The sequence below is a fragment of the Microbispora rosea genome (assembly GCF_900156315.1).
GTDB classification, from domain to species: domain Bacteria; phylum Actinomycetota; class Actinomycetes; order Streptosporangiales; family Streptosporangiaceae; genus Microbispora; species Microbispora rosea.
Genome location: NZ_FTNI01000001.1, coordinates 148,194 through 165,817, shown reverse-complemented (window position 1 = coordinate 165,817; position 17,624 = coordinate 148,194). Strand labels below are relative to the sequence as shown.

13 protein-coding genes are annotated in these 17,624 nt (G+C 73.4%); 6 read left to right on the top strand and 7 right to left on the bottom strand.

The window, feature by feature from the left end; translation table 11 throughout:
* Positions 1 to 173: 173 nt before the first annotated feature.
* Positions 174 to 875, bottom strand: a complete 702-nt coding sequence (locus BXA11_RS00740; RefSeq protein ID WP_076431912.1) for a type 1 glutamine amidotransferase — start codon at positions 873 to 875, stop codon at positions 174 to 176.
* 69 nt (positions 876 to 944) lie between these two features.
* Here BXA11_RS00740 and BXA11_RS00735 point away from each other — a divergent pair, with 69 nt between their 5' ends.
* Positions 945 to 1,802 carry an alpha/beta hydrolase gene (locus BXA11_RS00735; protein ID WP_076431911.1) on the top strand — a complete coding sequence of 286 codons (858 nt, stop codon included), beginning with the start codon at positions 945 to 947 and terminating at the stop codon, positions 1,800 to 1,802.
* Positions 1,803 to 1,895: 93 nt separating this feature from the next.
* On the opposite strand, the gene BXA11_RS00730 is transcribed toward BXA11_RS00735, so the two are convergent.
* Together BXA11_RS00730 and glnA are read right to left on the bottom strand one after the other, a co-directional pair.
* On the bottom strand, positions 1,896 to 2,654 hold the full coding sequence (locus BXA11_RS00730) for a hypothetical protein (protein WP_030508182.1): 759 nt from the start codon (positions 2,652 to 2,654) through the stop codon (positions 1,896 to 1,898).
* A 158-nt stretch (positions 2,655 to 2,812) separates the two neighbouring features.
* A complete protein-coding gene (glnA, locus tag BXA11_RS00725) occupies positions 2,813 to 4,174 on the bottom strand; it encodes a type I glutamate--ammonia ligase (RefSeq protein ID WP_076431909.1) in 1,362 nt (453 codons plus the stop codon).
* A 245-nt stretch (positions 4,175 to 4,419) separates the two neighbouring features.
* On the opposite strand from glnA, the gene BXA11_RS00720 reads away from it, so the two are divergent.
* Positions 4,420 to 6,507, top strand: a complete 2,088-nt coding sequence (locus tag BXA11_RS00720; RefSeq protein ID WP_083743904.1) for a sensor histidine kinase — start codon at positions 4,420 to 4,422, stop codon at positions 6,505 to 6,507.
* Positions 6,508 to 6,519: 12 nt separating this feature from the next.
* Here BXA11_RS00720 and BXA11_RS00715 read toward each other — a convergent pair whose 3' ends face one another.
* Positions 6,520 to 7,482, bottom strand: coding sequence for an ArsR/SmtB family transcription factor (locus BXA11_RS00715; RefSeq protein WP_030508185.1), 963 nt, complete (start codon positions 7,480 to 7,482; stop codon positions 6,520 to 6,522).
* 73 nt (positions 7,483 to 7,555) lie between these two features.
* On the opposite strand from BXA11_RS00715, the gene BXA11_RS00710 reads away from it, so the two are divergent.
* The 4 genes from BXA11_RS00710 to BXA11_RS00695 all read left to right on the top strand — a co-directional run bounded on the left by BXA11_RS00710 (position 7,556) and on the right by BXA11_RS00695 (position 14,321).
* Positions 7,556 to 8,767, top strand: a complete 1,212-nt coding sequence (locus BXA11_RS00710; RefSeq protein WP_204053472.1) for an MDR family MFS transporter — start codon at positions 7,556 to 7,558, stop codon at positions 8,765 to 8,767.
* Between the two features lie 152 nt (positions 8,768 to 8,919).
* On the top strand, positions 8,920 to 10,944 hold the full coding sequence (locus tag BXA11_RS00705; RefSeq protein ID WP_239104787.1) for a sensor histidine kinase: 2,025 nt from the start codon (positions 8,920 to 8,922) through the stop codon (positions 10,942 to 10,944).
* 81 nt (positions 10,945 to 11,025) lie between these two features.
* Positions 11,026 to 12,522, top strand: a complete 1,497-nt coding sequence (locus tag BXA11_RS00700; protein ID WP_076431906.1) for a BTAD domain-containing putative transcriptional regulator — start codon at positions 11,026 to 11,028, stop codon at positions 12,520 to 12,522.
* 50 nt (positions 12,523 to 12,572) lie between these two features.
* The gene (locus BXA11_RS00695; RefSeq protein ID WP_076431904.1) at positions 12,573 to 14,321 is read left to right on the top strand and encodes an NAD+ synthase; all 1,749 of its coding nucleotides are present in this window, start codon (positions 12,573 to 12,575) and stop codon (positions 14,319 to 14,321) included.
* Here BXA11_RS00695 and BXA11_RS00690 read toward each other — a convergent pair.
* The 3 genes from BXA11_RS00690 to BXA11_RS00680 are packed head-to-tail and all read right to left on the bottom strand — an operon-like array spanning position 14,318 to position 17,600.
* Positions 14,318 to 15,100, bottom strand: a complete 783-nt coding sequence (locus BXA11_RS00690; RefSeq protein WP_076431902.1) for an ABC transporter permease subunit — start codon at positions 15,098 to 15,100, stop codon at positions 14,318 to 14,320. The genes BXA11_RS00695 and BXA11_RS00690 overlap by 4 nt on opposite strands.
* Positions 15,097 to 16,665 carry a DUF1349 domain-containing protein gene (locus BXA11_RS00685; RefSeq protein WP_076431900.1) on the bottom strand — a complete coding sequence of 523 codons (1,569 nt, stop codon included), beginning with the start codon at positions 16,663 to 16,665 and terminating at the stop codon, positions 15,097 to 15,099. Before BXA11_RS00685 ends, BXA11_RS00690 begins: the two co-directional genes overlap by 4 nt.
* Entirely contained in the window at positions 16,662 to 17,600 is a 939-nt protein-coding gene (locus BXA11_RS00680) for an ABC transporter ATP-binding protein (RefSeq protein WP_076431898.1), read from the bottom strand. The genes BXA11_RS00685 and BXA11_RS00680 overlap by 4 nt, the downstream gene beginning before the upstream one ends.
* Between the last annotated feature and the right edge of the window lie 24 nt (positions 17,601 to 17,624).

Here is a 17,624-nt window from a genome sequence, read left to right as displayed (position 1 = left end):
CGGCCCCCTGCGGCGGAGCCGACCTCGGATGTCACCGCCCGGCGCCCGCCGGGCTCAGCGCACACGCTAACCCTCCGCGTTGTGCGCGTCCTTAGCGGTTTCTCTGCGTAATCGGCCCATCACGCGTTTTCCGCGCGCGCCTCTCCACTCATGTCGGCCCTTGTCGGTGCATGTCAGCGCCGGGTGAGCTGGGCCGCGAACGCCTCGGCGAACTTCCCCCAGGTGCGCCTCAGCTCGTCGCCGGCCGCCTCGACCTGCGCGTTCAGCTCCCCGGCCCGCTCGGGCGGCAGGTCCCCTCCGCCGGTCCAGGAGGCGAAGATCTCCGGCGTGGCCTCCGGGTGGAACTGCACGGCCCAGGCCCGGTCGCCGAGCCGGTACGCCTGGTTGGCGTAGCGCGCGCCGGTGGCCAGCCGTACGGCGCCCTCGGGCAGGGTGGTCATGGCGTCGTAGTGATACTGGATCGCCCGGACCGGGCCGGACGGCAGCGCGGACAGCAGCGGGTCGGCGGCGGCCTCGGGCAGCGGCTCGATCTCCCCCAGGCCGATCTCCAGGCCCGCGTCGCCGCGCTCGACGGTCCCGCCGCAGGCCATGGTCATGAGCTGGGCGCCGAGGCAGATGCCGAGCGTCGGCACGCCCTCGTCCACGGCGCGGGCGATCAGGTCCCTGGTGGCCGGCAGCCAGCCGTACCCCTCGTCGTCCCAGGCCGCCGCGGCGCCGCCGAGGACCAGCAGCCCGGCGGGGGCGCGGCCGGGCACCGGCTCTCCCTTGTACGGCCGGACGACCTCGGCCTCGACGCCCGCGGCCTCCAGCCGACCGGCGAAGCAGCCCAGACCGGCCTCGGCCTCGTGCTCGATGACGATCAGACGTTCACCCATAGGGGAGATCTTAAAGACACATATCAGGACAGGCGATACCGGAGAGGGTCGTACCGTACAGTCCGAATCATGAACATCGATGAGGTCGCCGTCCCCGGCGGACGGCTGCGGATCGCCAGGTTCGGCGGCGGTCCCCGCCTGATCATCGCGGCGCACGGCATCACCGCCTCCCTCATGGCGTGGCGGGCGGTGGCCGAGGCGCTGCCGCCCGGCTGGTCGCTGGTCGCCGTGGACCTGCGCGGGCGCGGCCACAGCGCCGATCTGCCCGGCCCGTACGGCCTGGACCGGCACGCCGAGGACCTGGAACGGGTCGCCGAGCATGTGGGCGCCGACGACACGAGCGTGCTCACCGGGCACTCGATGGGCGCCTACGTCGCGGCGCTGCACGGCGCGCACCGGCGCTACGCCCGGGTGGTGCTCGTGGACGGCGGCCTGCCGCTGCCGCTGCCGCCCGGCGCCGACCCCGACGAGGTGCTGGAGGCGACGCTCGGCCCGGCCATCGTCCGGCTCTCCCAGACCTATCCGAGCGTCGACGCCTACCTCGACTTCTTCCGCGCCCATCCCGCGCTCGCCCATGACTGGTCCCCGCTGATCGAGGAGTACGTCCGCTACGACGCCGCCGGGCCGGACGGCCCCGTCCGCTCACGCGCCCGCGAGGACGCCGTACGGCAGGACGGCCGCTGGCTGCTCACCGAGCACGAGGCGATCGGGACGGCGCTGAAGGCCCTCGAACCGGCGCCGCTCCTGCTCCGCGCGCCGCGAGGGCTGCTGAACCAGGATGTCGGGATGCTCCCGGACGACCTCACCGCGCGGTGGGCCGCCGTCCTGCCCGGCCTCCGCGACGAGGTCGTGCCCGGCTGCAACCACTACACGATCCTGTTCGACCCCCGCTGCGCCGCGGTCGTGGCCGCCCGCCTCACCGGGTGAGCGGTCGTCCCTTCGTGCGGGAACGGCAGCCGTCGGCCTGACCCGGGTGCGGCCCGGCGTCACCCGCCGGGCCGTGTCAGCAGCGGAGCCGGGTCACTGGCGGGGCAGGATCCAGGTGGCCTTGGCGGCGGCGACGAGCGCGCCGTCCACCTCGTAGACCGCGCTCGTGCCGAACAGCTTGCGGCCGTCACGGCCTTCCGCCCGGGCCACGACCGAGTATCGGCCCATCGGATAGACCCGGCGGAACACCTGCCCGGTCAGCCGGCCCAGCAGCGGGGGCTGGATGGGCTGCCGGTCCGGGAAGCTGCGGTAGTGCGCCCATCCGGTGGCGCAGTCCAGCGCCGCCCAGACGATCGAGTCGGGGACCACGCCCTGCTCGTCGGTCACGTTGAACGGCACCCGCCAGCCCGCGGCCACGAGCTCGGCGCCGTCCTCCGGGTTCTCGACCGGGCCGGGGAAGATCCGCAGTCCGTCGCCCGGCTCGCGCAGGCCGCAGGCGAAGCAGCCGGCGATGGCGTGGCCGTGCCTGCCGGGGAAGCCGGCCTCCGCACGGGCCGCGTCGGTGAACCGCACGAACGGCGGCGGCGTCAGCGTCTCGGCGACGGGAATCGCCTCGACGAGGTGACTGTCGCCCTGGCTGAGAACGACGGCGTTGCCGACGTGCTCGACCGACAGGGCGGTCTCCAGCGGCACCGGTCTGCGAAGGGTGACCTCCACCGGCGAGTCGTGACCGCCTCCCGTCAGCGTGCCGGCGAGAGTCCCCGCGATCCAGCCGCCGTTGGCGGTGCCCTCGGGTCCCCGGAAACGCTTCGGTACCGTCAGAACGGTCTGCAGCCCCGCAGCCGCCGTCATATGGCCACGCCCTCCCTGAGTCACGTCTTGATACGGCTCACCCACAAAAGTCGTAACAAGTGAGCCGATTTTACTGTTCCGGCGTAGGGACCAGCCAAACAGACGAGAGTGTCAGAAAGATTTGCAGCCTGTAACGCCGTGGTGACGCGGTGACCCCGTCAGAGCACGGGCAGGTAGCGGCCGAGCTCGAACTCGGTCACCTGGCGGCGGTAATCCTGCCACTCCGCGCGCTTGTTGCGCAGGAAGTAGTCGAAGACGTGCTCGCCCAGCGTCTCGGCGACCAGCTCGCTGTGCTCCATCGCCACGATCGCCTCGTCCAGCGACTGGGGCAGCGGCTGGATGCCGAGCGCCCGCCGCTCCGCGCTGGTGAGCGCCCACACGTCGTCCTCGGCACCCGGAGGCATCTCGTACCCCTCCTCGATGCCCTTGAGCCCGGCGGCCAGGATGACGGCGAAGGCGAGGTAGGGGTTGCAGGAGGAGTCGAGCGACCGGAACTCGATGCGGGTCGAGCCGCCCTTGTGCGGCTTGTACATGGGCACGCGGACGAGCGCGGAGCGGTTGTTGTGCCCCCAGCAGATGTACGCGGGGGCCTCGCCGCCGGCCCCGGCGATCGCCTCGGCGCCGCCCCACAGCCGCTTGTAGGAGTTGACCCACTGGTTGCACACGGCGGTGATCTCCGCGGCGTGCCGGAGCAGGCCGCCGATGAAGGACCGGCCGATCTTGGACAGCTGGTAGTCGGCGCCGGGCTCGTAGAAGGCGTTGCGGTCGCCTTCGAACAGCGACATGTGGGTGTGCATGCCGGACCCGGGGAAGTCCGTGAACGGCTTGGGCATGAACGAGGCCCACACCCCCTGCTCCAGCGCCACCTCCTTCATGACCAGCCGGAACGTCATGATGTTGTCGGCCGTGGTCAGCGCGTCGGCGTAGCGGAGGTCGATCTCCTGCTGGCCCGGCGCGCCCTCGTGGTGGCTGAACTCCACCGAGATGCCCATCGACTCCAGCATCATGATCGCGTTGCGGCGGAAGTCGTGGCCGGCGCTGTGCGGCGTGTGGTCGAAGTAGCCGCCCTCGTCGATGGGCTGGGGCTTGTCGCCCTTCTCCGGCCGGTTGCGCAGGAGGAAGAACTCCACCTCGGGGTGGGTGTAGAACGTGAAGCCCATGTCGGCCGCCTTGGCCAGCGTCCGCTTGAGCACGAAGCGCGGGTCGGCGTGCGACGGCGAGCCGTCCGGCATCAGGATGTCGCAGAACATGCGGGCGGCGCCCGGAGACTCGCTGCGCCACGGCAGGATCTGGAACGTCGACGGGTCGGGCTTGGCCAGCATGTCCGACTCGTAGACCCGGGAGAAGCCCTCGATGGCCGAGCCGTCGAAGCCGATGCCCTCGGCGAAGGCGCCCTCCAGCTCGGCGGGCGCGATCGCCACCGACTTCAGGAAACCGAGCACGTCGGTGAACCACAACCGGATGAACCGGATGTCTCGCTCTTCGAGCGTGCGGAGCACGAATTCCTGCTGGCGGTCCAAGGCGTACCTCACGGAGTCACAGGTCTGGTCGCCTACCAGTCTGCCTGCTGAGTGTTTCACAGGGGTTACGAGGGGATGTGAGCCGGCGGTCCTGCGGATCACCACTGCGGGGAACGGCGGCGCCGCCCGGCGGCACGGACGCGGATGGTGACGAACGTCACACAGAACAAACTTCGCGGCCCGGTCGTCGTTGCTGTTGATCCGGTGTTGATCGGGTGTCGACCCGTGCGCACTACCTTCCCGGCATGCCGGTGCCCGACCCGAAGGAGCCCACGTCCGTGGCACGACCGCTGCTCGACTCCGCGGAACCCCGGCTCCGGCGGCTGCGGGCGCTCGACTGGCCGGGCCGGGTGCGGGTCCTCGGGCCCGCCGTCGCGGTGGCGATCGCGGGCGTGTCGATCTGCCTGGAGCTCGCCGACATCTGGGTGACCGCCCAGCTGCCCGACTCCCCCTACACGCCGCTGCCGTTCGCGCCCGAGGACGTGGCCGGCACGACATTTCCGATCTTCGGCGCGCTGCTGGTGATCTCGCGGCCCCGGCTGCTGCTCGGCTGGTTGTTGTGCCTGGGCGGCCTGGGCTCGGCCGCCAACATCCTCGCCGCCAACACGGCGACCCTGCTCGTCCAGAACGGCGGCCATCCGCTAATCCACCCGCTCTGGGTGTTCGCCGACGGCGTGTGGAACCTCACGACGTACGCGCTCGGGGTGCTGCTGCCGCTGCTCTATCCCACCGGGCGCATCCTGTCCAAGCGGTGGTGCGTGCCCGGGGCCGTGACCGCCACGGCCCTCGCCCTCGACTGGTTGTGCTCGCTGATCGCCCCGTCGAGCGTGCGCACCGGCTACAACGCGCTGGAGGTGGCGGCCTTCGCGCCGTACTACCAGGGTGCCCGGCAGGTGGCGCACACGGTCGTCGCGGTGGGCATGGCGCTGGCGTTCTCCTCGCTCGTCGTCCGCTTCAGCCGGGCCGACGGGATCGAGCGCCGCCAGATCCTGTGGCCGCTGATGGCCATGGCCGGGGTGGTGATCCCCTGGGTGATCGGCCATCCGGTCTGGTGGACGGCCTCGCTCACGCTCCCGCTGGTGCCGGCCGCGATCGCGGTCGCCGTGCTGCGCTACCGGCTGTACGGCATCGACACGCTGATCAGCAGGGCCCTCGTCGGCGCGGGCCTGGCCGGCGTCGTCGCCGCCGTCTACGTGCTCGTCGGAGCGGGCTCCAGCCTGATCCTGTCCGGCGTCGACCGGTTCGCCGGCCTGGCCGCGGCCCTGTTCGCCGGGGCGTTCTTCCATCCGATCCGCGGCGGCCTGCAGCGCCTCGTCGACCGCGCGCTGTACGGCAGGCGCGGCGACCCGCTCGCGCTCGCCGCCGGGCTGCGGCGGCGGCTGCAGCACGCCGACCCCGCGCACGCCCTGCTGGCCGCCCTGGAGGTGCTGCGCGAGGGTCTGTCGGTCACCGGCATCGCGGTGGAGATCGACGGGATCGTCACGACGAGCGGGCGGCCCGCTCCCGTGGCGCGGGAGATGCCGCTGGTCTGGCACGGCGAGCCGGTCGGCCGCCTGCTCATCGGCCCGCCCGACAGGCGCCGTTTCCCCGCCGCACACGACGAACGTGTGATCGCGGTGCTGGCGCCGTACGTCGCCGACGCCGCGCACACGGTGTCGCTGACCACCGCGCTGCAGCGCTCCCGCGAGCGCATCCTGACGGCGCGGGAGGAGGAACGGCGGCGGCTGCGGCGCGACCTGCACGACGGGCTCGGGCAGACGCTCGCCTCGATGGCGATGACGATCAACATGGCCCGCCACAGCCTGGAACGGTCCCCCGAGACGGCCGACACCCTGCTGCGGGACCTGCGCGAGGGCATGAACAGCGTCACCGCCGACGTCCGCCAGCTCGTGTACGGCCTGCGTCCCCCCGCGCTCGACGACCTCGGGCTGGCGGGAGCCGTGCGCGCCCTGGTGGAGGAGGCGCGCCCCGGCCTGGCAGCGGGTGCGGAGTCGGTCGCGGAGGTCGAGGTGACCGGGGACATGTCGGGGCTGCCGGCCGCCGTGGAGGTGGCGGCCTACCGGATCGTGCAGGAGGCGCTGACCAACGCGCGCAAGCACGCGCGGGCCAGGCGGGTGCGGGTGGTCCTGCACAGGAACGGCGAGCTGCGGGTCGTCGTGGCCGACGACGGCGTGGGACTGCCGCCGGGCCGCCGGTCGGGCGTGGGCATGAGCTCGATGGCCGAGCGGGCGGCCGAGCTGGGCGGCACCTGCGCCGTCGGCTCCGAACCCGGCCTCGGCACGACGGTCACCGCCCGGCTGCCCTCCGTGCCCGCACTGCCGGACGCGGAGTGATCAGCGGAGTGATCAGGAGACGGCGGCGAGCGACTCGCCGATCGGGGTCCGCCGGTAGAGCACCTCGCGGCCGAGGCGCCGCCGCGCCACCAGGCCCGCGTCGGACAGCACGGCGAGGTGCTGGCTGACCGCGCCCGGCGTGAGGCCGAGCCGCCGGGCGAGCCCGCTGGTCGAACCGGGCTCGGCCAGCGCGGCGAGCACCTGCGCCCGGGTGCGGCCGATGAGCGCGGCCAGCGCCTCGGGCGTGCAGGGCGTGCCGTCCGACCACAACGTCCCGACGCCCCGCGCCGGGTAGCACAGCATCGGCGAGTACGGCTCGTACATCACCCAGACGTCGGGCCAGGAGAAGGCGCTGGGCACGAGGACGAGGCCGTCCCCGCCGAGGTCGCCGTCGTAGGCGCAGTTCTTGGCCGTGACGAGCCGGTCGCCGTGCCAGGCGACGCCCGGGTGCAGGTCGGCGAACAGCTCGCGCACTCCCCCGGCCGCCAGCGTGCGGGCCCGCCACATGACGTCGCCCTCCAGCAGCGCGCTGATCCTCGGCCAGAACTCCTCGAGCGCGACCGACCAGTACGCCCGCAGCTGGTCGGCCACCCGCCGCACGCCCTCCGCCGGGTCGTCGGCGAACCGCCGCAGCGCCGCGGGATCGGGCGTCTGCACCCAGACCATCTCCTCGTACGCGGTGCCGGGCGGCGTGGCGCGCACCCGCTCCAGCTCGGCGGCGAAGTCCGGCAGCGGGGTGTCGGGCGGCGGGGTGAGGAAGTCGGGTACATAGCCGGTCACCGGGACCAGCGCGAACAGATCGGTGAGGTCCACCTCGCGCAGGCGCGGCCGTACGGCCCGCAGCCACGGCAGGTGCAGCGAGTGGCGGCCGGGGGCGCGCAGCACCCGGAGGCTGGCGACCAGCTCCCACATCGGGGAGAACGCGAAGCGCAGCCGCGCCACGTCGTCCGGCGTGAACCGCCACTCCACCGCCACGATCGACCCCCATGTTTTAGCCAGGGCTAAAAGATTGGCACGGCGCGGCCCCGGTGTCCAAGAGTGGACGCCCGTGACCACTGTGATCAGCAGGACCGGCTTCATCCAGTCGAAGGTCGGCGGCCTGCCCCGGCCGTTCTGGGTGCTGTTCGGCGGAACGTTCGTCAACCGGCTCGGCACGATGGTGGAGCCGTTCATCGGCATCTACCTCACCCAGGCGCGCGGCGTCTCCCTCGCCACCACCGGGCTGGTCATGACGATGTTCGGCGTGGGGTCCCTGCTGTCGCAGCCGGTCGCCGGGTGGCTGGCCGACCGCCTCGGGCGCCGGATCACGCTGACGGGCGGCATGGTCGCCACGGCCGTCACCATGGTCGCGCTCGGCTACACCACCAGCGTGCCGGGGCTCGTCGCGGGCATGTTCGTGCTGGGCATCGTGGTGGACGCCTACCGCCCGGCCTCGCAGGCGATCGTCGCCGACCTGGTGCCGCCGGAGGACCGGCCGCGGGCGTTCGGGCTGCTGTTCTGGGCCATCAACCTCGGCTTCTCCGTCGCCATGGTGGCGGGCGGGTGGCTCGCCCACTCGGGCTTCACCGTGCTGTTCTGGGTGGACGCCGTGACCTGCCTGATCTTCGGCCTTCTCGTGTGGCGGGCGATCCCGGAGACCCGCCCGGCCCGCGAGGACGCGCTGCCCGGCCGGTTCGCCGACGTGCTGCGCGACCGGCTCATGCTGGTCTTCGTGCTGGGCAACCTGGCGTACTCGCTGGTCTACCTGCAGGGCTACACCACGCTGCCGCTCGCCATGACCGGCCAGGGGCTGCCCGCGAGCGCGTACGGCATGGCGATGGCGGTCAACGGCCTGCTGATCGTGGTCGTCCAGCCGCTCACCAACGCGTGGCTGGCCCGGTTCGATTCGTCCAAGGTCCTCGCATCCGGGTTCGCGCTCGTCGGCGTCGGATTCGCGGTGACCTCACTGGCGTCGTCGGCGGCCGGGCACGCGGCGGCCGTGGCCGTCTGGACGCTCGGCGAGGTGCTCACGGCCGGGATCCCGGGGGCGATCGTCGCGACGCTCGCGCCGCCCCACCTGCGTGGGCGCTACTCGGGCCTGTACGGCCTGTCCTGGTCGGCCGGAACCCTGCTCGCGCCCCTGGTGGGCACCCGGCTGCTGGCCGACGCCCCCGGCCTGGTGTGGCCCCTGTTCGGCGGCCTCGGCCTGCTCGCGGCGGCGGGCCAGCTCCTCATCGGCCGCGCCATCCGCCGCCGCCCCTCCCCCTCACCATCACCGTGATCTTGTAGTTTGTCGCACAGCGCCGCCCGACCTGGACGTTCATCGTCGGTGATCATGCAGTTTTTCAAATTACAAGATCACGGGGGAAGGGGAGGGGGTGGGGTGGGGGTTGCTGGCGGGGGCGAACGGGACGGGACATAATCCATCCCAGCATGGACGAGAACCCCCCTGCCTTTCCCGTGCGGACGATGGCCTGGGCGATGGCGGCCGTGGCACTGGCCCTGACCCTCGTGGGGGTGCTGGTCCAGGTCCGGATCCCCGCGGAGTGGCAGCCGCACCCCCCGCTGACGCCGGACTTCGGCGTCGCGCTCACGTTCCCGCTCACGGGAGCGTTCCTGCTGTCCCAGCGGCCCCGGCTCAGCGTGGCCTGGCTGATCTGGGTGGGCGGTCTGCTGGGCTCGGGCAACGTGGCCTTCACCGCGTTGATGTTCCACTGGGCCTCGCAGGGCGACATGGGGGCGGCCGCCACGGCCCGGGCGGTCCAGCTGACCTGCTGGGCGGTGTCGGGCCTGCTGCTGGCGGTCATGGTTCCGCTCCACTCCCCCACCGGGAGGCTCCCCTCCCGCGGCTGGCGCGTGGTCCTCGCCGCCGGCGCCGTCGCCACGGCCGCCGAGGTCGTCCTGGGGCTGCTGCGGCCCGATCCCGATCCGGTGGGCTACCCCTGGCCGGCGGTGATCCACAACCCGCTGCAGGTCAGGGCCCTCCTCCCCTACTACGCCACGGTCTGGGACGTCCTGCAGTACGTGATCCAGGCCTGCGTGGTGGCGGCGCTGGCCTCGCTCGCGCTCCGGCTGCGGCGCGCCGACCCGGTGACGCGCCGGCAGATCGCCTGGCCGCTGTCCGTCTTCGCGGTGTACGTGGCGCTGTACCTGCTCGGCCCCGCGATGTGGCTGCCCGCGACGCTGTGGACGGCGCTCATCCCGTTCGCGATCCTCTTCGCGGCGCTGCGTTACCGGCTGTACGGCATCGACACGGTGATCAGCCGGACGTTCGTCACCGCCGGGCTCCTGGGGGCGATCAGCGCCGTCTATTTCGGGGCCGGGGCGGTCTCCAGCCTGGTCGTGTCCGGATACCACCAGGTGGGCGGCCTCGTGGCGGCGCTGTTCGCCGGCGCGTTCTTCCAGCCGCTGCGCCGCGTCCTGCAACGCGTGGTCGATCGCGCCCTCTACGGCAGGGTGGGCGATCCCGCGCTGCTCGCGGAACGGCTCACGCATGAGGTGCGGCGGGCCGATCCCGCCGACGCGCTGGCGTCGGTGGTGACGGTCGTGCGTGAGGGCCTGGCCGTGGACGGGGTCGCCGTCGAGATCGCCGACGGCAGGCCGCGGTACGTCGAGAGCGGCCAGGTCGGGCCGTCGCCGCGCGAGGTGCCGCTGGTCTGGCACGGCGAGCCGGTGGGCCGGCTGCTCGTCGGCCCGCCGGGGGCCCGGCGGTTCGCCGCCGCCCACGACGATCGGGTGCTGTCCACGCTGCTCCCCTATGTGGCCGACGTCGCCCACGCCGTGCGGATGGCCGCCGACCTCCAGCGCTCGCGCGAGCGCATCCTCGCCGCCCGCGAGGAGGAGCGGCGGCGGCTGCGCCGCGACCTGCACGACGGGCTCGGCCAGACGCTCGGGGCGATGGCGATGACGATCAACATGGCCAGGATCAACCTGTCCACGTCGCCGGGGACGGCCGACGACCTGCTGCGGGACCTGCGGGTCGGCATGGACGCGGTCGCCGGCGACATCCGCGAGCTCGTGTACGGCCTGCGTCCCCCGGCCCTCGACGACCTCGGGCTGGAGGGAGCCGTACGGGCGCTGGCGGAGGAGACGCTGCCCGCGGGTACGGACGGCGTCGAGGGCGTCTCGGTGCGGGTGGACGGCGAACTCGCGGGGCTGCCCGCCGCCGTGGAGGTCGCGGTGTACCGCATCGTGCAGGAGGCGCTGAACAACGTGCGCCGCCACGCGCGGGCCACCCGCGTCGAGGTCCGCGTCACTCGTCTCCCGGCCGGGAACGGCGGCGGCGAACTGCGGGTGACGGTCACCGACGACGGCATCGGCCCGCCCGCCCGGCTGCGCGCGGGGGTCGGCATGTCCTCGATGCGCGAGCGCGCCGCCGAACTGGGCGGAAGCTGTGTGGTCACCGCCCCCGGGACCGGCGGCACGGTCGTCGAGGCGCGCTTCCCGCTCACCGCCTGAGCGCCGCCCGCCCGCCTCGTGACCCAACCGAGAGCCGCGTGGCACGACCGGGACGGCCGCTGCCTCTACGCTTACCGTGCGATGGTGACTTTTCGTGCTCTTGGGCCGTTCGAGGCGCTTTCCGATGGCGAGACGCTCGACCTGGGCGGCCAGCGGCAACAGGCCGTGCTCGCCCGGCTGCTCGTGGCCGGAGGACGCGCCGTGCCGGTGAGCATGCTGATCGACGAGCTGTGGCCCGGCGAGCCGCCCGCCCAGGCGCTGTCCACGATCCAGGGGTACGTGTCCCGGCTGCGCCGGGCGCTCGAACCGAACCGCGCACCGCGCGAGGAGGCCGGCGTCCTGGTGTCGGCCCCGCCCGGCTACGCGCTGCGGGCGGACGTCGAGAACGTGGACTCCTGGCACTTCGAGCACCTGGTCAAGAGCGACCACGAGGGCCCGGCCGTGACGCTGCAGCGGATGGAGACGGCCCTCGCCCTGTGGCGCGGGCCCGCGCTCGCCGGGTTCCAGGAGCTGGCCTGGGCGCAGACCGAGGCCACGCGGCTCGACGAGCTTCGCCTGCTCGCCGTGGAGCGCCGCGCCGACGCCGCCCTGCGGCTGGGGCGCACCGGCCCGATGATCCCCGACCTGGAGGCGCACGCGTCGGCGCACCCGCTGCGGGAGGAGGCCTGGCGGCTGCTGGCGCTCGCGCTCTACCGCGCCGGCCGGCAGGGTGACGCGCTCGGCGCGCTGCGCCGGGCCCGGGAGGCGCTGCGCGACGAACTCGGGCTCGACCTCGGCCCCACCCTGCAGCGGCTTGAGCAGGACATCCTCGTCCAGGCGGAGCATCTGGACGCCCCCGGTCCGGCCGCGGACGCGCTGCCGGGCGGGCCCTCCGCGGTGTCGGCACCGGCGGGTACGGCGGGGGCGGGGGCGGCCTCCGGCGTGGCGGCCCTGCGCGTGCTGGTCGCCGACGACCAGGCGCTGGTGCGCACCGGTCTCAAGGTGATCCTCGACAGCGAGCCCGGGCTCGACCTCGTCGGCGAGGCGGAGAACGGCGAGCAGGCCATCGCGCTCGTCCAGTCGGTGCGGCCCGACGTCGTGCTCATGGACATCCAGATGCCGCGCCTGGACGGCCTGGCGGCGGCCCGGCGGATCCTCGCGGCGGAGGCGCCGCCAAAGGTGATCATGATGACCACCTTCGGCACCGACGAGAACCTCTACGCCGCGCTGCGGGCGGGGGTGAGCGGCTTCGTGCTGAAGACCTCGGCGCCCGAGCAGCTCATCGCGGCGGTCCGGGCGGCCGTCGCGGGTGACGCGCTGCTCGACCCGGCGGTCACCACGCACCTCATCGCGGCGTTCGCGGGGCGGCGCGACCCGGCGGCGCCGGAGGGCCTGTCCGACTCCGACCTCGACCTGATCAAGCTCGTCGCCCGGGGCTTCACCAACCGGCAGATCGCGATGACGCTCGCCGTACCCGAGCAGGAGGTCGCCGACGAGGTCACGGCGCTGCTGCACGGCCTCGGCCTGGTCGACCGCGCCCAGCTCGTGGTCCTCGCGTACGAGAGAGGGCTGGTCAGCCCCGGATCGCCCGGCGCCTGACCCTTATCGTCGCTTTGACGACAAATAATCGGACACCTTAGGGTGGGACCGTGGCTCAACTGCGTATCGCTCTCGCCCAGACCAATCCGGTCGTCGGTGACATCACCGGCAACGCCGACATGCTCGTCGAGTGGACCCGCAGGGCCGCCGGGCGCGGCGCGCACCTCGTGGTGTTCCCCGAGATGTTCCTGACCGGCTACCCCGCCGAGGATCTGGTGCTCCGGTCGTCGTTCGTCGAGGCGTCGATCACGGCGCTGTCGAAGGCGGCCATGCGGCTCGCCGACGAGGGGTTCGGCGATCTCCCCGTCGTGGTGGGCTACCTCGACCGGGCCGACCTCGCCCCGCGCGTGGGACAGCCCAAGGGTGCCCCGCTCGACGCGGTCGCCCTGCTCCACGAGGGCCGGGTGGTCACGAAGTCGGCCAAGCACCACCTGCCGAACTACGGGGTGTTCGACGAGTATCGCTACTTCGTGCGCGGCGACCGCCTACCGATCTTCCGCCTGCACGGCGTGGACGTCGCCGTGGCCGTGTGCGAGGACCTGTGGCAGGACGGCGGTCCCGTGTCGGTGGTCGCCGAGGCCGGCGCCGGCCTGCTCGTCGTCCCCAACGGCTCGCCGTACGAGACGAACAAGGACGACGTGCGGCTGGAGCTGTGCGCGCGGCGGGCCCGCGAGGCGGGCTGCGCTCTCGCGTACGTGAACATGGTCGGCGGGCAGGACGAGCTCGTCTTCGACGGCGACTCGCTCATCGTGGACGCCTCCGGAGAGCTGGTCGCCCGCGCGCCGCAGTTCGAGGAGGACCTGTTCGTCACCGACCTGGAGCTCCCGGAGGGCGCGGGCGAGCTCGGCGAGTCCCGCCACGACGCGCACGACGGCACGGTCATCACGGTCGAGCGGGTGCTGCTGTCGGCCGCGCCGGTCGAGCCGTACGAGCCGGAGGCGCCGGTCGTCGCCGAGCGGCTGGACGACCTGGCCGAGATCTACCACGCGCTCGTGCTCGGCGTGCGCGACTACGTGCGCAAGAACGGCTTCCGCTCGGTCATCCTCGGCCTGTCCGGCGGCATCGACTCCGCCCTCGTCGCCACGATCGCCGCCGACGCCGTCGGGCCCGAGCGGGTGCACGTGGTGCTGATGCCCTCGCGCTACTCCTCGGACCACTCGATCACCGACGCGGAGGAGCTGGTGCGCCGCCAGGGGGTCGACTCGCAGATGGTGCCGATCGCCGACATCGTCGCGGCGTTCGAGAAGGAGATCGAGCTGCACGGCCTTGCGGCCGAGAACCTGCAGGCCCGGGTGCGCGGCATGCTGCTGATGAGCCTGTCGAACGAGCACGGCCACCTGGTGCTGACCACCGGCAACAAGAGCGAGCTGGCCACCGGCTACTCCACCCTGTACGGCGACTCGGCGGGCGGGTTCGCCCCCATCAAGGACGTGCTCAAGAGCGTGGTCTGGAAGCTCGCGGAGTGGCGCAACGCCCAGCCGGGGCGGCCTCCGATCCCGGAGAACTCGATCACCAAGGAGCCGAGCGCGGAGCTGCGGCCCGACCAGCGCGACACCGACTCGCTCCCGCCCTACGAGGTGCTCGACCGGCTGCTGCGCGACTACGTGGAGCGGGACATGGGCCGCGACGAGCTGGTCGCGGCCGGTCACGACCCCGAGCTGGTGACGCAGATCATCCGCCTGGTCGACCTGGCCGAGTACAAGCGCCGTCAGTACCCGCCGGGCCCGAAGATCACGCCCAAGAACTTCGGCCGCGACCGCCGCCTGCCCATCACCAACCGCTGGCGCGAGCGCCCCTAAGCCCGCACGTCGCGCGTGCGGACCAGCAGCCAGGCGCCGAGCAACGCCGCGGCGGCCCAGGCGGCCGTCACGCCGAGGCCCTCCCACGGGCCGAGCGGGAGATCGTCCAGGTGCGTGGTCGTCTGGATCGCGAGCCCGGCGTTCGCCGGCGTGGCCTGCCAGAGCAGCCGCCGCCAGCCCGGGTCGGCGAGCATGTGCGGGATGAGCGGCAGCACGTACAGCACGCCGCACACCACGCCGGCCGCGGTCGCGGAGTCCCGCAAGGCGGTGGCGGCGCCGAGGCTGAGCAGGGCGATCAGCGCGAGGTAGAGCACCGTGCCCGCCGCCGCGCCCAGCGTCGGGCCGTCCGCCAGGGACGGCGGCGGGTGGCCGTTGGCGGCCGTGAACCCGTTGCCGGGCAGGATGAGCCGCGCCGCCAGCACGGACGCGAGCACCGCGACCGTCCCGGCGGCCAGCGTCAGGCCGGTGAGGACGGCGGCCTTCGCGGCGAGGACCCGGCCCCTGCGCGGCATCGCCGCGAACGTCGTCGCGATCATGCCGCTGCCGTATTCGCCGGTGACCGCGAACACGGCCATGATGGCCACGGCCGCCTGGCCCGCCTGGATCCCGGCGAGGCCGAGCCGGGGGACGTCCTGGTCGCAGCCCCCCGCCGTACAGGAGACGGTCGCGGCCACGGCGGCGCTCGCGGCGGCGGTGAGCACGACGACGGCCGACAGCAGCCACGCCGTGCCCGGTGCGGTGCGCGCCTTGGTCCACTCCGCGCGAAGCTCGCGTCTCACGCGTCCCCCTTGCGGATGCGTACGGCGGCCAGGACGGCAGCGAGTGCGGCATAGCCGCAGAGCACGGCGAGCCCGGCGAGGGGCGGCAGCGGATAGTAGCCGCCCTGGGGGCTGTAGTAGCCGAGCACCTGGGCGTACTCCGGAACGCTCTGCTGCACCGCGAACCCGGCCGCCGGGGTGAGCCGCAGCAGCCACCGCACCACCTCCGGGGGCAGGACGGAGGCGGTCGCGAGGATGTGCGGCACCACGACCAGCCCGGCCACCGCGGCGACCGCCGCCGCGCCTCGCCGCACCAGGGCGCCGCAGGCGAGGGCGAGGACCGCGACGGCGGCCGTCAGCGCCGCGACACCGGCCACGACCCGCAGTTCGGTGAACGTGCTCACCGGGAGGACGGCGTTGCCGTTCGCCCGCAGGACGCGCGCGCCGAGGGGAACGGTGAGGGCGGCGGCGAGGCCGGCGGCGAAGGCCACCGCGCCGACGACCACGGCCTTGGCCGCGAACGCCCGGCCCCGCCGTGGTGCCGCCAGCAGAGTGGTGCGGAACAGGCCCCGCCGGTGTTCCGCGCTGACGAACAGCACCGCCACGACGATCACCGCGACCAGCCCGGCGACCAGGCCGGAGAGCGTGCTCTCGATCCGCATGCCGTCTACGCTCGGCGCGACGTCGCCCACCCCGGTGATCGCGAACGCTCCGCCGGACTCGGTGAACCGGCCCGGGTGGTGGGGCGTCCTGCCGTCGGCCTCGTACGCGACGCCGACGTCGTCATGGCTCCACGTGCCGCCCGCCCGGCCCTCCACCCGGACCTGGTCGAAGACGGCGGTCGCCTCGGTGAACCGGACCTGGACGGAGGCGCCGCCCAGATCCCCTCTGCTCACCGTCAGGTCGCCCGGGGAGGCCACGAACATGCCGGCCTCCACCGCGGCCGGCAGATGGGCCGGACGGGCCGTGCCGACCACGGTCCACCGCCTGCCGTCCACCGACTCGTAGCCGGTCAGGGTGCCGCCCGACCGGGTCAGCCGCAGCCAGCGCGGCGACCCCGGCGAGACGCCGCCGGACCTGCCCGCGACGTCCTCGGTGAAGTCGTGCTGCATCCGCACGCCGTGCCGGGCGGTGACCATCACCGCGGCGTACGACGCGCCCTCCCGGACGCCGTCCTTGACCATGATCCCGGCCTTCGCCCACGGCACCACTCCGGCCACCACCCTGCGCACCCCGGGAACGGTGTCGGGGAGCCGGATCTGCCCGGTCATGGAGTCCACCCGCACGGTGATCGAGCCGTCGCCGTCCAATCGGCGGTGGACGAAGAAGAAGCGGTCGCTCACCGCCTCACCGCCCGGCCCGGTCGTGAGCGTGCAGGCGGTCTCGACGCCGCCCATGCCGCAGGAGGCGTGGCTGCCCGCCGCGGACAGCAGCCCCAGCGCCACGACGAGCACCACGGCGAGGGTCATGCCGGCCACCCAGCCGCGTACGGTCCTGAACTTGGTCCATTCAGCACGGACCAGGTGCGGAAAGCCGTCGCGCCCGCCCGTCGTGGGGTCTGTCATGACCGTCGAGGGGTCCGTCATGAGGTCGCCGTCCCGTCTCGCGGGATCGTGGCGCGGAACTCGACCGCGTCCCTGGTCAGCTCCATGTACGCCTCCTCCAGCGAGGCGCGGTGCGCGGCCACCTCCGAGAACGGCACGTCGTTCGCGCCGAGCAGGGCGACGATCCGCCCGGCCTCCAGCCCGGAAACGGTGAGCGTGTCGCGGTCCTGGACGGCAACCCTGGCGCCGGCGCGGGCCAGTGCCTCCATCGCCTCCGTACGCGCGGTCGTGCGCAGCGTGACCCGCCCGTCGGAGGCGGCGGCGATCAGGTCGGCGACGCTCGTGTCTTCCACAACCCGCCCCCGGCCCGCCACCACGAGGTGGTCGGCCATGTCCTGCATCTCGCTCATCAGGTGGCTGGAAACCAGCACCGCGCGTCCCTCGGCGGCCAGTGACCGCAGCAGGCCGCGGATCCACACGACGCCCTCCGGGTCGAGGCCGTTGACCGGCTCGTCCAGTATGAGGACGGGCGGATCCCCGAGCAGCGCGGCGGCGATGCCGAGACGCTGCCGCATGCCGAGCGAGAACCCGCCCGCCCTGCGCCGCGCCACGGCCCCCAGCCCGACCTGCTCGATCACCGCGTCGACGCGCCGCGCGCCCAGCCCCTGGGAGTGGGCCAGCCACAGCAGGTGGTTGCGCGCCGTACGGGACGGCTGCAGCGCGGCGGCGTCCAGCAGAGCACCGACCTGGCACAGAGGAGCCCGCAGGCTCCGGTACGGCCGGCCGCCGACCAGCGCGGAGCCCTCGTCGGCCGCGTCGAGGCCGAGGATCACCCGCATCGTGGTGGACTTGCCCGCGCCGTTGGGTCCGACGAAACCGGTGACCCGGCCCGGCAGCACCGTGAAGGACATCCCGTCCAGCGCCACAGTGCGCCCGTAGCGCTTGCGCAATCCGATTACTTCGATGGCCGCTCGCATGCCCGGCAGGTTAGGCGGCGGCCG

Excerpts from the sequence above, each read along its gene's own strand:
- BXA11_RS00740 (WP_076431912.1), bottom strand. The coding sequence starts at position 875 with ATGGGTGAACGTCTGATCGTCATCGAGCACGAGGCCGAGGCCGGTCTG.
- BXA11_RS00735 (WP_076431911.1), top strand. The coding sequence starts at position 945 with ATGAACATCGATGAGGTCGCCGTCCCCGGCGGACGGCTGCGGATCGCC.
- BXA11_RS00730 (WP_030508182.1), bottom strand. The coding sequence starts at position 2,654 with ATGACGGCGGCTGCGGGGCTGCAGACCGTTCTGACGGTACCGAAGCGT.
- BXA11_RS00720 (WP_083743904.1), top strand. The coding sequence starts at position 4,420 with ATGCCGGTGCCCGACCCGAAGGAGCCCACGTCCGTGGCACGACCGCTG.
- BXA11_RS00705 (WP_239104787.1), top strand. The coding sequence starts at position 8,920 with ATGGACGAGAACCCCCCTGCCTTTCCCGTGCGGACGATGGCCTGGGCG.
- BXA11_RS00700 (WP_076431906.1), top strand. The coding sequence starts at position 11,026 with ATGGTGACTTTTCGTGCTCTTGGGCCGTTCGAGGCGCTTTCCGATGGC.
- BXA11_RS00685 (WP_076431900.1), bottom strand. The coding sequence starts at position 16,665 with ATGACGGACCCCTCGACGGTCATGACAGACCCCACGACGGGCGGGCGC.
- BXA11_RS00680 (WP_076431898.1), bottom strand. The coding sequence starts at position 17,600 with ATGCGAGCGGCCATCGAAGTAATCGGATTGCGCAAGCGCTACGGGCGC.